Raw genomic sequence first — 14,214 nt, 5'->3', positions numbered from 1 at the left:
GGAGGCGGTGCTCATCGCCTCCCGAGCTACCGCCTGAATGCGCGGCTGGAAATCGCTATGGGGTTTCCAGAGGGGTCCTTGGCATTGGCGAACACATAGCCGTCAGCCTGATGCAAAGGTCCGAATTCAAGTCCCTCGGCAGCGCATTTGGCGCGGAATGCTTCGACATCTTCCACGTCGAAGCCCAGTTTCACCAGCACCTGGCCCATCTTTTGAGCCTTTGCTGCCGGATAGATCATCAGATTGGCGCCACCATCCTGCGCTAGCAGCTCGACAATCCGATCGCCTTCGAGCCGGAGCGGCTTGAAGCCAAAATGCTTCTCGTAAAAGCTGATCGTCGCTTCGACATCGCGGACATAAAGGGTGATCCTGCCGAGCGGCATCGCTACATACCCCTATCGCCGGCTGCGTGACGGTGCCGAGACCGAGTTACGCACCACGAGATCGGGCAGCAGCAGGATTTCCGCCTCGGGAGGCTCGCCGTCCGACAGGAGTTCGAGCAGGAGCGCCATGGCCTGCTTGCCGATGGCGGTGCGCGGTTGCCTGATCGTCGTCAGCGATGGCGACATGAACACGGCCTGCGGCACGTCGTCGAAGCCGGTCACTGAGAAATCCCCAGGGATATCATAGCCGCGTGCCTTCAGCCCGATCATGACGCCGATCGCAGTCTGATCGTTGACGCACATGAAGGCCGACGGCAGCGTGTCGCGCATGAAAAGCTGCTCGACGGCCAGCCGTCCGCTCTCGATAGTGCCGTCGCCTTCGAAGACGATGCGGAGTTCGGTGCCGATTTCGGCGGCGTCCATCCCGGCCTCATAGCCCATGCGCCGCCGGCTATAGGCGAGGCGGGTGCGGGAGTCGCCGATGAAGGCAATCTTGCGGTGGCCCTCGGCAATCAAGAGGTCGACGGCCTTGCGGGCTCCGGCGATATCGTCCACCCCGACATAGGGAATGCCGCCGTTGAAAACCGGCTCGAAGACGCCGACGCTTGGCGGCAGTCGCGCCGTCATCGTCTGGTGTCCGAAGGGCAGGATGCCGGTGAACAGGATCAGCCCCGCTGCCTGGTTGGAATTCAGGAATTTCAGATATTCCAGCCCGCGCTGGGCATCGTTCTGCGTATGGCCGATCAGGATGCCGTAGCCGTGCGACCGTGCCTCGTTTTCCAGTCCAATGAGAATATTGGAGAAATTGGGATCGCCGATATCAGGGGCAACGACCAGAATCATATTGGAACGGCCGAGCCGCAGGCTGCGCGCCATGGCGTTGGTCGTATAGCCGGTGATCGCAATCGCTTGATTGACCTTCAGCCGCGTCGAATTTGCGACCTTCTCCGGCATATGGATGGCCCGGGAGACTGTGGCGATCGAAACATTGGCAATTCGGGCGACGTCTTCGATGGTTGCGGGCGTGGAATTCGACACTGCGCTCTGCCTTGGGTCTCGTCTCGGACCGGACACTACACAGACTTCGGTGGAGGTCAAAGGCGACCTTGAAGATTTGTGCAATAACCAACGATGTAAACCTTTACACTCCATATGTAAAGGTTTACATAGCATGGAAAGTGGGTGGAGCCACAGGGAGGAAGTGATGGGTTCGGAGGCCGTCGACGGCGCTGTGGTGCTGTCCGCGAGGAGGATTTGCAAGTCCTTCAGTGGCGTGCAGGTTCTGTTCAGCGTCAATTTCGATCTACGGGCCGGCGAGATCCATGCACTCATGGGTGAGAACGGCGCCGGCAAGTCGACGCTCGTCAAGGTTCTCTCCGGTTTCGAGCAGCCAAGCTCCGGCGAGATCCTGCTCGACGGCAAGCCGGTGAAGCTGCCGCCGAATGGCGCCGCCGAAGCGCTCGGCATCGTCATCATCCATCAGGAATTCAATCTTGCCGAACATCTGACCGTCACCGAGAGCCTGTTTCTCGGCCGCGAGGTTACGCGTTTCGGCGTGCTTGACCGCAAGCATATGCGGGCGGAAACGCGGCGCGTCCTCGATCTGCTCGGTTCGCATGTCGACGAGAATGCCATGATCGGCACGCTTTCCATCGCCGACAAGCAGATGGTCGAGATCGCCAAGGCGATCAGCCGCGACGCGCGGATCGTCTTTATGGACGAACCGACCGCCGTGCTGTCGCGGGAGGAAACCAATTTCCTGTTCAAGCAGGTGCGCAAGCTGCGCGACCAGGGGACGAGCTTCGTGTTCGTCTCCCACAAGCTCGACGAGGTCATGGAGCTGACGGACCGGGTCACGGTGCTGCGCGACGGCCAATGGGTGAAGACATCGCCGACGTCGCTGCTTGACGGTGAATCGATTGCCCAGCTGATGGTCGGGCGCGAGCTATCCAGCCTCTATCCCGCCAAGCATGAGCCCGATGTCGATGAAGAAGTCGTGCTCGCCGTGAAATCCGTATCGACGGGCTATGTTCGTGACGCCAGCTTCGAGCTGCGCAAGGGCGAGATCCTCGGTTTTTCCGGTATGATCGGCTCCGGGCGCACCGAGCTGATGGAGGCCATCGTCGGTCTGCGCTCGCGCCTTGCCGGCGACGTCATCGTCAACGGGCAATCCGTGCCGGCGCATGATGTTCACGCCGCGATCGGCTCCGGCCTTGCCTATATGACCAAGGATCGGAAATCCAAGGGCCTGCTTCTGAATTCGGGGATGACGGCAAACCTTACCCTGCAATCCCTCGATCGGCACGGCAAGTTCGGCTATCTCAGCGCTGCAAGCGAAGCGAATGCCTTGGCGCGAGCACGCCGCCGTTTCGATATCCGCGTGCGTGACGGCAATATCGTCGCCGGCCGCATGTCGGGCGGCAATCAGCAGAAATTGCTTCTGGCAAAGGTCATGGAGACCGAGCCGCAGATCATCATCATCGACGAGCCGACCCGCGGCATCGACGTCGGCACGAAGCAGCAGATCTATCATTTCATTTCGGCGCTGGCGCGCGACGGCCACTCGATCATCGTGGTCTCCTCGGAGATGCCTGAGGTCATAGGGCTGTGCACGCGGGTTGCCGTGATGCGCGAAGGCCGGATCGTCGGCGTGCTCGAAGGCGAGGAGATCTCCGAGCAGGAGATCATGCGCTACGCGGCCGGCCTGAAGAAAAAGACTGCTGCCTGAGGCGGCAAAATACGGGCGAATTCCCAGGAATAATGGGGCGGGAGGTTGGTTTTGGATATGAGTGTTGGCGAGGATAGCAGCGAGAAGACCGGCCGACGGGGTCGGTCCTGGCGGGATGTCGATCTGCGGGCCGTGGCACCGTTTGCAGCGCTGTTGCTGCTTTTGATCGTCGGCGCCTTGGTCAATCCGAATTTCATCGGCATGACCAATCTTACCAATGTCGCGACGAGATGCGCCTTTATCGCGATCATCGCCGTGGGAGCGACTTTCGTCATCTCGGCGGGCGATCTCGATTTGTCGGTCGGTGCGATGGTCGCCTTCGTCGCCAGCCTGATGATCCTCCTGATGAACTCGGGCGTCATTGCAGATCCAACCCTGATGCTGGCGGCCGCTGCGTTGTTCGCGATCGTCGCCGGTGTCCTGTGCGGCCTCGCCAATGGTCTCATCACGACCATGGGCAAGATCGAGCCGTTCATCGCGACCTTGGGCACCATGGGTGTCTATCGCGGCTTGACGACATGGTTGTCGCAGGGCGGCGCGATCACCCTGCGCTCGGCCGAGGTGCAGGCGCTCTACAAGCCCGCCTATTACGGCTCCGTGCTCGGTGTGCCGATTCCGATCGTAGTCATCCTTGCCGTCACCTGTGTTGCGGCCTTCATTCTCTATCGCACCCGCTACGGGCGGCATGTCATCGCTGTCGGCTCCAATCGTGACGTTGCGCGTTATTCCGGTGTGGCGGTCAATCGCGTCCGCACGGTCGCTTTCGTCATCCAGGGCCTGTGTGTGGCGATTGCCGTGCTTCTCTATGTGCCGCGGCTTGGTTCGACATCGGCAACGACGGGCATTCTCTGGGAGCTTCAGGCGATCACCGCCGTCGTCGTCGGCGGTACGGCGTTGAAGGGCGGTGCGGGCAGGGTATGGGGCACGATCTGTGGGGCGTTCATTCTCGAACTCGTCGGCAACATCATGCTGCTGTCCAATTTCATCAGCGAGTATCTGCTGAGCGCCATCCAGGGCGCGATCATCATCATCGCCATGCTGGTTCAGCGTTCGCTTGCGCGCAAATCGTGAATAACCGGGTCAGGGGGCGCCCGGTTCTTATGACAAGGCCCTGTCTCTATCTGGGAGGATAAAACATGCGTAAAAGACTATTTGGTTTGGCGATCGTGATGGCGGCTCTGGCCGGCACGGTGCATGCCGAGGACAAGAAGGTAACCATCGGCGTTTCCATTCCAGCCGCCGACCATGGCTGGACCTCGGGCGTCGTCTTTCATGCCGAGCGCGTCGCCAAGCTGTTGATGGCGGAGCATCCGGGGCTCACCGTCATCGTCAAGACGTCTCCGGATGCGGCAAGCCAGGCCAATGCGGTGCAGGACCTCGAGACCCAGGGCATCGACGCCCTCGTGATCCTGCCGTCTGACCCGGATCCGCTGGTCAACGCCATCAAGGAAGTCAAGGACAAGGGCAAGTTCGTGACGCTCGTCGACCGTGCGCCGAGCAACAACGACAATTCCGTGCGCGACCTCTATGTCGCCGGTAATAATCCGGCGCTCGGCCAGACTGCAGGCGAATATATCAAGGCGACGACGCCGGATGCGCAGGTCGTCATTATCCGCGGGCTGCCGATCCCGATCGATCAGCAGCGCCAGGACGGTTTCGACAAGGGCATCGCCGGCTCGAACGTCAAGGTACTCGACCGCCAGTATGGCAACTGGAACCGCGACGACGCCTTCAAGGTCATGCAGGACTATCTGACGAAGTTCCCGAAGATCGACGTCGTCTGGTGCCAGGATGACGATATGGCCGTCGGCGTATTGCAGGCGATCGAGCAGGCCAAGCGCACCGACATCAAGTATGTCGTGGCCGGCGCCGGCTCGAAGGATATGATCAAGAAGGTCATGGATGGCGACAAGCTGATCCCGGTCGATGTGCTCTATCCGCCGGCGATGGTCGGCACTGCCATGGAATTGACCGCTGCTCACTTCTACGATCAGGTCCCGGTTCGTGGCACCTATATCCTGGACGCGACCCTGGTCACCAAGGACAATGCCAAGGATTTCTACTTCCCCGATTCGCCGTTCTGATCGGCTGATTTGGACAGATGCGCCCGCCGGTTCCGGCGGGCGTTTTTTATGCGTTCCGCCAAAGAGTTTAGCGCGGCGCGACGATTTTTGCGGCACGTACCTCTTGCCGTCTGCGACGGGCCATGATTAGGTCGCGATGCATTCGACTTTCGGCCGGACGGCCCTATTGTTTTTCGAGGAAATTGCGCCTTGTTCATCTGGAACTGGGCGTTAAAATGGATCGGAAACGTTTACAGAACGCGATCAGGGAGGAATTACGCATGAAGACGATCAAAGGCCCCGGCCTGTTTCTCGGACAATTTGCAGGCGACACAGCGCCGTTCAACTCATGGGATTCAATCACGAAATGGGCGGCCGATGCCGGCTATGTCGGCGTGCAGGTGCCGACCTGGGCGGGCGAGCTCATCGACCTGAGGAAGGCGGCTTCTTCCAAGGATTATTGCGACGAATTCGCCGGCGTTGCCCGTGCCAACGGCGTCGAGGTCACCGAGCTTTCGACCCATCTGCAGGGCCAGCTCGTCGCCGTTCATCCGGCCTATGACGAGGCCTTCGACGGTTTCGCGGCGCCGGAAGTGCGCGGCAATCCGAAGGCGCGGCAAGAATGGGCCGTCGAGCAAGTAAAGATGGCGCTGACGGCGTCGAAGCATCTCGGCATCAAGGCGCATGCGACCTTCTCCGGCGCCCTCGCCTGGCCGTTCATCTATCCGTGGCCGCAGCGTCCGGCCGGACTGGTCGAAACGGCCTTCGACGAACTTGCCCGCCGCTGGACGCCGATCCTCAATCATGCCGACGAAAATGGCGTCGATGTCTGCTACGAGATCCATCCGGGCGAAGACCTGCATGACGGCATCACCTTCGAGATGTTCCTCGAGCGCGTGAAGAACCATCCGCGCGCCAATATGCTCTATGACCCCTCGCACTACGTCCTGCAGTGCCTCGATTATCTCGACAACATCGACATCTACAAGGACCGGATCAAGATGTTCCACGTCAAGGACGCGGAATTCAATCCGACGGGTCGGCAGGGTGTCTATGGCGGCTATCAGGGCTGGGTCGAGCGCGCCGGCCGCTTCCGTTCGCTCGGCGACGGCCAGGTCGATTTCGGCGCGGTGTTCTCGAAGATGACGGCCAACAATTTTGATGGCTGGGCCGTGGTCGAATGGGAATGCGCGCTGAAGCATCCCGAAGACGGCGCGCGCGAGGGCGCCGAATTCGTCAAGTCGCACATCATCCGCGTCACCGAAAAGGCCTTCGACGACTTTGCCGGCAGCGGCACGGATCAGGCTGCCAACCGGCGCATGCTGGGGCTGTAAACACTCTCTCTTCTCCCCAGCGGAGAGAAGATGTCCGAAGGACAGATGAGGGGGACGAGGAGCGTCGCGACGAGTGCCTTGAGCGACAAGCGAAAGGCAGTGTCTGCTGAGATTCCCCCTCATCCGACCCTTCGGGCCACCTTTTCCCCGCTGGGGAGAAGGGAAGTTCAATTCAAATTTCCCAGGAGGAACCTATGGCAATCGAAGGATCATCGGAACAGACGCGCGAGCCGCGCATTCGGCTTGGCATGGTGGGCGGAGGCGCTGGCGCCTTTATCGGTGCGGTGCACCGCATCGCCGCACGCATTGACGACCAGTTCGATCTTGTCGCCGGCGCGCTGTCGTCCTCGCCGGAAAAGGCAGCGGCCTCGGGCCGCGATCTCGGTCTCGATCCCTCCCGCACCTATGCCAGCTACCGCGACATGGCGATCCGTGAAGCCAAGCTGAAGAACGGCATCGAGGCTGTTTCGATCGTCACGCCGAACCATGTGCACTATGACGCCGCCAAGGAATTTCTCCGCCGTGGCATCCACGTCATCTGCGACAAGCCGCTGACCTCCAATCTCGCCGATGCCAAGAAGCTGAAGAAGGTGGCGGATGAAAGCGGTGCGCTGTTCATCCTGACGCATAACTACACCGGCTATCCGATGATCCGGCAGGCGCGCGAGATGATCGCCAATGGTGAGCTCGGCGATATCCGCATCGTGCAGGCGGAATATCCGCAGGATTGGCTGACGGAAAATATCGAGCAATCCGGACAGAAGCAGGCAGCGTGGCGGACCGACCCGTCGCAATCCGGCGCTGGCGGCTCGACCGGCGATATCGGCACGCATGCCTATAATCTCGCCTCCTTCGTCACCGGTCTGGAACTGGACAGCCTCGCCGCCGATCTCGACAGCTTCGTCGAAGGCCGCCGTCTTGATGATAACGCCCATCTGCTGTTGCGCTTCAAGGCCAAGGGTTCGGAAAAGCCGGCCAAGGGCATGCTCTGGTGCAGCCAGGTGGCGCCGGGTCATGAGAACGGCCTGAAGCTCAGGGTCTACGGCACCAAGGGCGGCATCGAATGGACGCAGGCTGACCCCAACTATCTTTGGTACACGCCATTCGGCGAACAGAAGCGGCTGATCACCCGCAATGGCGCTGGTTCGGGCGCTGCGGCTGCCCGCGTCTCGCGCATCCCGTCGGGTCACCCGGAAGGTTATCTGGAAGCCTTCGCGACGATCTACACCGAAGCCGCGCGTGCCATCAACGCCGCAAAGAAGGGCGTGGCGGTCGATCCGGCCGTCATTTATCCGACCGTCGATGACGGCGTGAAGGGTGTTGCTTTCGTCGAGGCCTGCGTTGCTTCCTCGAAGCGCAACGGCGCCTGGGTCAAGGTCTAAGACCGAGACATTCCGAGGCAGCGCAGGTCGCTGCCTCGGGACAGATCTTCGTTCAAGCAGTGACCGCTTGCTTACGCTTGGTCAGCGCGTCGATGCTGAAGGGTCCGGCGCCTGCGCCGACCAGATAGAGAAAGATGAAGCAAAACAGGATCGCCGAGACGCCGCCATTCTGCGCCGGGTAAAAGCTCTGCGGCGCATGGCGCATGAAATAGGCGAAAGCCATCAGGCCCGATAGTACGAAGGCGGCAATGCGCGTCTGGAAGCCGATCAGAACAAGGAAGCCGAGAGTGAGTTCGAGCAGGCCAGCAATCCAGGGCAGGGAGCCTGTGGCCGGCACGTTTGCAGCTGCCGGAAAATGCAGGATCTTCTGTGTTCCATAGCTGAACAGCACGAGCGAGGAGACGATGCGCAGGAGGCTCAGCAGATGGGGCTGCAAGGTATGGATCGCTGGAAGCATTTGATTCCTTTCACATGGGATATGTTTGCTACTTCCAATTGGTCGAAGCCGGAAAGACAAGTCACGACTGTTGACATTGGCGTTATCGGCCACGCTGAAGTGTATGCGGAGATAGCCGACCGATGGTTGCGGGAGGCCGGTAGCCGGCTCAATTTCATTGGCTGCAACGTTGCAGTTTTTCTTCGGCCGACGCTGTACTTTGCCATTCGGCTTGGCTAAACCGCCGTCAACGAAGCCACAACAGACGGGATTTTCATCATGATCGATCCGAAGCTTCTTGCAGACCGCTTCCCCGGCGATTTCACCTTTGGCGTTGCCACCGCGGCCTTCCAGATCGAAGGCGCCACCAAGGCAGATGGCCGCAAGCCGTCGATCTGGGATGCCTTTGCCAACATGCCCGGCCACGTCTATCACCGCGATAACGGCGATGTCGCCTGCGATCACTACAATCGGCTCGAACAGGATCTCGACCTGATCAAGGATATGGGCGTCGAGGCCTATCGCTTCTCGATCGCCTGGCCGCGCATCATCCCCGACGGCACTGGCCCGGTGAACGAAGCCGGTCTCGATTTCTACGATCGTCTAGTCGACGGCTGCAAGGCGCGCGGCATCAAGACCTTCGCGACGCTCTATCACTGGGACCTGCCGCTGACGCTCGCCGGTGACGGCGGCTGGACGGCGCGGTCGACGGCGCATGCCTTCCAGCGTTATGCCAAGACCGTCATGGCCCGCCTAGGCGACCGTCTCGATTCCGTCGCCACCTTCAACGAGCCCTGGTGCATCGTCTGGCTGAGCCACCTCTACGGCATCCATGCGCCGGGCGAACGCAACATGCAGGCGGCGCTTTACGCCATGCACTATATGAACCTCGCGCACGGTCTTGCCGTCGAGGCGATCCGCGCAGAAGCGCCGAAGGTGCCTGTCGGCATCGTGCTGAACGCCGCCTCGATCCTGCCGGCCTCGGACAGCACCGAGGACAAGGCTGCGGTCGAGCGCGCCCATCAGTTCCACAACGGCGCCTTCTTCGATCCGATCTTCAAGGGCGAATATCCGAAGGAATTCGTCGAGGCGCTCGGCGACCGGATGCCCAAGGTCGAGGATGGCGATCTGAAGACCATCAACCAGAAGCTCGATTGGTGGGGCTTGAACTACTACACACCGAACCGTGTTTTCGACGATGCGACGAAGAGCGGTGATTTCCCCTGGACGAAGGAAGCACCGCCGGTCAGCGCCGCAAAGACCGACATCGGCTGGGAAATCTATGCGCCGGGCTTGAAGCACGTCGTCGAGGATCTCAACAAGCGCTATGAGCTGCCGGAATGCTACATCACCGAGAACGGTGCCTGCTACAACATGGGAATCGTCAACGGCGAGGTCGATGATCAGCCACGTCTCGATTACTACGTCGAGCATCTCGGCATCGTCGCCGACCTGATCAAGGACGGCTATCCGATGCGCGGTTATTTCGCCTGGAGCCTGATGGACAATTTCGAATGGGCTGAGGGATACCGCATGCGTTTCGGCCTCGTGCATGTCGATTACGAGACGCAGGTACGCACGGTGAAGAAGAGCGGCAAATGGTATAGAGAGCTCGCCGCTCAGTTCCCGAAGGGGAACCACAAGGCGGATTGACATGGTTCTACCTCCCTCTTGAGGAGGAGGTCGCCGCAAAGCGGCGGGTGGGGGTGGCGCTCGGTACCCGCAATGGTCACCCCACCCCGGACCTTTGGTCCGACCCTCGCCATCGAGGGGAGGGTGGCTATCGCCCGAATCGACGGTGCCTGATAAATCTCAAATATGATCCGGCATTCGCTCTCCCTCTATGCTCTCTGCGGCAGCTTACGGCAGGCTTCGACCAGCCGCAGGCTGCTGGAGGCTTTGCGCGGGGCATCGCCCGATGGCGTTTCCATCGAGATCTGCGATTTCATCGGTGAGCTGCCGATCTTCAATCCGGATGACGAGGGCGACGGGACACCTGCCATTGTCGCAGCTTTTGCGGAGAAGATCCGCGATGCCGACGGGCTGATTGTCTCATGCCCGGAATATGCCCATGGCATTCCCGGCGGGTTCAAGAATGCGCTGGATTGGCTGGTGTCGCGCGATGAGGTGCCGTTCAAGCCGCTGATGTTCGCGCATGCCTCGCATCGCGGCGATCTTGTGCTGGAGCAACTAACGGACGTGCTGCAAACCATGTCGCTCCGCATCGTGCCGGAAGCTTTTTTGCGCGTTTCGCTTGCTGGCAAGAGCGATGAGGCGCAGGCGGCGATCCTTGTAGAGGCGCAGAAAAGCGGCGCACTCGGAGCTGCTCTTGATCGTTTTGCGCAGGCGATCCTCGCCGCTGCTTGATCGACCACCATGGCGATAAAAATACAACCCTTTCCTGTAAGAATCATAGGCTCGCTTTAACCGTTTCTTGAAGACCTGACGGCAGACTTCGCCACGCAAGGAGAAGCATGTTGGGAGCAGTTTTCAGGTCATTCGGGCGGAGCAAGCAGCTCGGTCGTCATTCCATCGTGACGGCCGTTTTGTTTTCATTCGCCCTGGTCGTCACCGTGGTCACGCTGATGGTGCTGACGGCGATCAGCCGCGTTGCGGATTATTCCAACAAGCTGGACGACGAACGCTCGTGGGAAACCACGGCGGGGGCACTGAAGACCTTCGAAGGCCAGCTCGACGCGACGCTGCATGATTACGCGGCGCGGGACGCCGCCGCCGAACATGTCTATGCGGAAGACGGCCAGGAATGGATCATCGGCAATTATGGCGAAATGACCTCCGATGGCACCCTGTTCGATACGGCGCTGGTGGTCGATGACGCCAACAAGCCGATCATTGCCTATCGGGACGGAAAGCCGATGGCCGAGGGGGCGGGGAATTTCTTCGATGCCTCGATCTGGGCTCTCGTTGATCAGGTGCGCAAGATGAGGATAACCGGCGAGCCGGAGGCGAGCGGCTATGTGACGACCTCAAGGGGTATCGCGGCTGTCGGCGTGGCGACGATCCGCGAGACATCCGGCCGCATCCCCGTGCCAGAGGGCAAGCGTCGCTACCTGATCTTTGCCCGGCATCTCGATGCCGCCAAGCTTAAGATGCTCTCCCATACCTATATCATCAGCGGGCTGCGCCTGGTGCCGCCGGACACCCAGGCACGCTACGCCGTTTCGATCGTCGATCCGCTCGGCAAGTCGCTCGGGCGATTGGTCTGGAATTCGCGCGGACCGGGCGACACGAGCTACCAGCAAGCGCGTCCGCTTGTGCTCGGCGCTCTCGGCCTCGTCGGCATGTTCTTCCTGGTACTGCTGATCCTGGGATCGCTGGCGGGGCGCCGGCTGCGGGCGGAGGAGGTGTTGGCGCGCCAGGGTTCGCTGCGCGACCGCCTGAGCGGTCTTCTCAATCGCGAAGGGCTGCGCCTTGATGTCGATCGGCTGGTCGACAGCGCCCGCGCCGACGGCAGCAATGTGCTTCTGCTCTATCTCGACCTCGACGGCTTCAAGGAGATCAACGACGCCTATGGCCACGGCACCGGCGATCAGTTGATCCGCTCCGTCGCTGCTGGGCTGAATGTGCTGATCCCGCCGAACGCGACGCTGTCGCGGCTCGGCGGCGACGAGTTCGCGATTGCGTTTCCGTCCAAGGAGCTGAACCACGCGCCGGCGCTACGACTTGCCGAACAGGTGCTGGATTTCTTTTCCGAGCCGCTGGAGATCGGCCGTCGCGTGATCGTCGTCGGCGCCAGCATCGGTATTGCCAGCTCGCCGGAGGGCCGGATCGACCGCGAGGAACTGGTGCGCCGCGCCGATCTCGCCATGTACAAGGCCAAGGAAGCCGGCCGTGCCCGCATGATCTGCTACGAGACGGCCATGGATACCGATCGCGAGGAGCGCAACGCGCTGGAGCTCGATCTGCGCAATGCCATCGACAGACAAGAGCTGACCGTTGCCTATCAGCCGCTGGTCGATGCGGTGAGCCATGAGATTACTGGTGTCGAAGCGCTGGTGCGCTGGAACAGACCCGGTCACGGGCCGGTCTCGCCGGATGCTTTCATTCCCATTGCTGAAACCAGCGGCCTGATCGAGGCGCTGGGGCTGCTCGTGCTCCGCAAGGCTTGTGCCGCGGCACGGCAATGGCCGGATCTGCGGATTGCCGTCAATGTTTCACCGGGGCAATTCCGCAATCCCGCCTTCACCGACTATGTGCGGCACGTCCTGAAGGATGCGGAGATCGAAGCCGAGCGCGTCACGCTGGAGATCACCGAGGGCTACATGATCCAGAATCCGGAGCGCACCCGCCAGTCGATCGAGCGGCTGAAGAGGCTCGGCGTCAAGGTGGCGCTGGATGACTTCGGCTCCGGCTTCTCCTCGATCGGCTATCTCCGCCAATTCGGTTTCGACCGCATCAAGATCGACCGGTCGCTGACCATGGATGTGCTGACGGACAGCCGCTCTCGCGACATGCTGCAGGCGACGGTGGCGCTGGCGCGTTCGCTCGATTTGCCGGTGACGGCGGAAGGCATCGAGACGGAAGAGCAGGGGATGGCGTTGAAACTCTTCGGCTGCGACGAGCTGCAGGGTTATTTCTTCGGCAAGCCGATGCCGGAAGCCGAAATCAGCAGGCGCTTGGCGGCGCAAACGGCCTGTGTCCCGGACAGGGAACGCGATACCGCCGCCTAGAACAGCTCAGCTTTTCACAGATTTTCTCGAAAATCAGCCGCCGATATGCTCGTGGCCGCGCTTGCGGGCGAGAGCGATCTGGCGCTGGCGCTCGCGGTAACGTTCGCGATCTTCCTCGCTGCGCTCGTGATAGCAATGGCTGCACGAAACGCCGGCTTCATAGAAGGGCGAAGTGATCTCTTCCGCTGTGATCGGCTGGCGGCAGGCATGGCAGAGCTTGTGATTGCCTTCCTTCAGACCATGCTCGACGGAGACGCGCTCGTCGAAGACGAAGCAGGCGCCTTCCCACAGGCTTTCCTCGGCGGGCACTTCCTCGAGATATTTCAGGATGCCGCCCTTCAAATGAAAGACCTCGTCGAAACCTTGTTCCTTCATGAAGGCGGTCGCCTTTTCGCAGCGGATGCCGCCGGTGCAATACATGGCGATCTTCGGCTTGTTGTGCAGGCCCTCGTTCTGGCGGACCCATTCCGGAAATTCGCGGAAGGTCTTGGTCTTCGGATCGACCGCGCCCTTGAACAGACCGATTGCGGTCTCGTAATCGTTGCGCGTGTCGATGACGATGGTGTCGGGGTCGGAGATCAGCGCGTTCCAGTCCTTGGGCGCGACATAGGTGCCGACGACCTTGGTGGGGTCGATATTCTCGACTCCCATGGTGACGATCTCTTTCTTCAGCTTCACCTTCATACGCACGAATGGCATTTTCGACGCCCGGCTTTCCTTGTGCTCCAGGCCGGCAAATTCCGGCTGGGCGCGCAGGAAGGAGAGCACCGCGCCGATGCCCGCATCCGTGCCGGCGATGGTGCCGTTGATGCCCTCATGGGCGAGTAGCAGCGTCCCCTTGACTCCGTTCGCCTCGCAGAGCGCAAGCAAGGGCTCCCGCAGGCTTTCGAAGCGCGGGATGGAAACGAAATGATAAAGGGCCGCAACGAGAAATGCGCCACCTGCCTCGTGTCGTGAGGTCGAAAGAATGTCCGTCATGCCGGGGAAATACAATTTTGTGCGCCGTCAGGCAATCGGGATTCTTAATCTCGAGGTTTCCCCATCGGGCCATCCTCGTCCTTCGACGGGCTCAGGATGAGGGTGGAGTGACTTTCGCGCTCGGGGCAACAAACGTGGCGACAGGCCCGGTGAAAAAGATCAGCCCTTATGCTGAGGAGGACCGCAGGGCCGTCTCGAAGCACGGGGGCGGGTGGGGCC

The 14,214-nt window shown here is 61.0% G+C and carries 13 protein-coding genes; 9 read left to right on the top strand and 4 right to left on the bottom strand.

Translation table 11 applies throughout. The features are described from left to right. Window positions 1-26 precede the first annotated feature (26 nt). Both AC1RO0_RS07515 and AC1RO0_RS07510 read right to left on the bottom strand, forming a co-directional pair. Window positions 27-383: a VOC family protein gene (locus AC1RO0_RS07515; protein WP_498592230.1), complete on the bottom strand. Its 357-nt coding sequence runs from the start codon at window positions 381-383 to the stop codon at window positions 27-29. Between the two features lie 12 nt (window positions 384-395). After that, window positions 396-1,421 carry a LacI family DNA-binding transcriptional regulator gene (locus tag AC1RO0_RS07510; RefSeq protein ID WP_498592229.1) on the bottom strand — a complete coding sequence of 342 codons (1,026 nt, stop codon included), beginning with the start codon at window positions 1,419-1,421 and terminating at the stop codon, window positions 396-398. A gap of 166 nt (window positions 1,422-1,587) precedes the next feature. Here AC1RO0_RS07510 and AC1RO0_RS07505 point away from each other — a divergent pair, with 166 nt between their 5' ends. The 5 genes from AC1RO0_RS07505 to AC1RO0_RS07485 all read left to right on the top strand — a co-directional run bounded on the left by AC1RO0_RS07505 (window position 1,588) and on the right by AC1RO0_RS07485 (window position 7,890). Beyond that, window positions 1,588-3,111, top strand: a complete 1,524-nt coding sequence (locus AC1RO0_RS07505; RefSeq protein WP_498592228.1) for a sugar ABC transporter ATP-binding protein — start codon at window positions 1,588-1,590, stop codon at window positions 3,109-3,111. A 57-nt stretch (window positions 3,112-3,168) separates the two neighbouring features. Then, window positions 3,169-4,182, top strand: coding sequence for an ABC transporter permease (locus AC1RO0_RS07500; RefSeq protein ID WP_498592397.1), 1,014 nt, complete (start codon window positions 3,169-3,171; stop codon window positions 4,180-4,182). 65 nt (window positions 4,183-4,247) lie between these two features. After that, window positions 4,248-5,195, top strand: a complete 948-nt coding sequence (locus tag AC1RO0_RS07495) for a substrate-binding domain-containing protein (RefSeq protein WP_498592227.1) — start codon at window positions 4,248-4,250, stop codon at window positions 5,193-5,195. A 260-nt stretch (window positions 5,196-5,455) separates the two neighbouring features. Continuing rightward, window positions 5,456-6,508, top strand: coding sequence for a sugar phosphate isomerase/epimerase family protein (locus AC1RO0_RS07490; protein WP_498592226.1), 1,053 nt, complete (start codon window positions 5,456-5,458; stop codon window positions 6,506-6,508). A 194-nt stretch (window positions 6,509-6,702) separates the two neighbouring features. After that, the gene (locus AC1RO0_RS07485; RefSeq protein WP_498592225.1) at window positions 6,703-7,890 is read left to right on the top strand and encodes a Gfo/Idh/MocA family protein; all 1,188 of its coding nucleotides are present in this window, start codon (window positions 6,703-6,705) and stop codon (window positions 7,888-7,890) included. 52 nt (window positions 7,891-7,942) lie between these two features. Here AC1RO0_RS07485 and AC1RO0_RS07480 read toward each other — a convergent pair whose 3' ends face one another. Continuing rightward, window positions 7,943-8,347 (bottom strand): DoxX family protein, encoded by a 405-nt coding sequence (locus tag AC1RO0_RS07480; RefSeq protein WP_498592224.1) that lies wholly within the window; start codon window positions 8,345-8,347, stop codon window positions 7,943-7,945. Between AC1RO0_RS07480 and AC1RO0_RS07475 the strand changes: the two genes are divergently transcribed. From AC1RO0_RS07475 to AC1RO0_RS07460, 4 genes are all read left to right on the top strand, one after another. After that, entirely contained in the window at window positions 8,315-8,566 is a 252-nt protein-coding gene (locus AC1RO0_RS07475) for a hypothetical protein (protein WP_498592405.1), read from the top strand. The genes AC1RO0_RS07480 and AC1RO0_RS07475 overlap by 33 nt on opposite strands. 39 nt (window positions 8,567-8,605) lie before the next feature. After that, window positions 8,606-9,979, top strand: coding sequence for a GH1 family beta-glucosidase (locus AC1RO0_RS07470; protein WP_498592223.1), 1,374 nt, complete (start codon window positions 8,606-8,608; stop codon window positions 9,977-9,979). 168 nt (window positions 9,980-10,147) lie between these two features. After that, complete coding sequence (locus AC1RO0_RS07465; protein ID WP_498592396.1) at window positions 10,148-10,693, top strand: NADPH-dependent FMN reductase; 546 nt, start codon at window positions 10,148-10,150, stop codon at window positions 10,691-10,693. Window positions 10,694-10,800: 107 nt separating this feature from the next. Beyond that, window positions 10,801-13,017 carry a bifunctional diguanylate cyclase/phosphodiesterase gene (locus tag AC1RO0_RS07460; protein WP_498592222.1) on the top strand — a complete coding sequence of 739 codons (2,217 nt, stop codon included), beginning with the start codon at window positions 10,801-10,803 and terminating at the stop codon, window positions 13,015-13,017. 33 nt (window positions 13,018-13,050) lie between these two features. On the opposite strand, the gene trhO is transcribed toward AC1RO0_RS07460, so the two are convergent. Continuing rightward, a complete protein-coding gene (gene trhO / locus AC1RO0_RS07455) occupies window positions 13,051-13,995 on the bottom strand; it encodes an oxygen-dependent tRNA uridine(34) hydroxylase TrhO (protein ID WP_371108916.1) in 945 nt (314 codons plus the stop codon). Between the last annotated feature and the right edge of the window lie 219 nt (window positions 13,996-14,214).

It is taken from the genome of Rhizobium sp. GW821-FHT14E12 (assembly GCF_058803745.1).
Note: the sequence above shows the minus strand (reverse complement) of the source record. Positions and strands in the feature narration are given on the sequence as shown.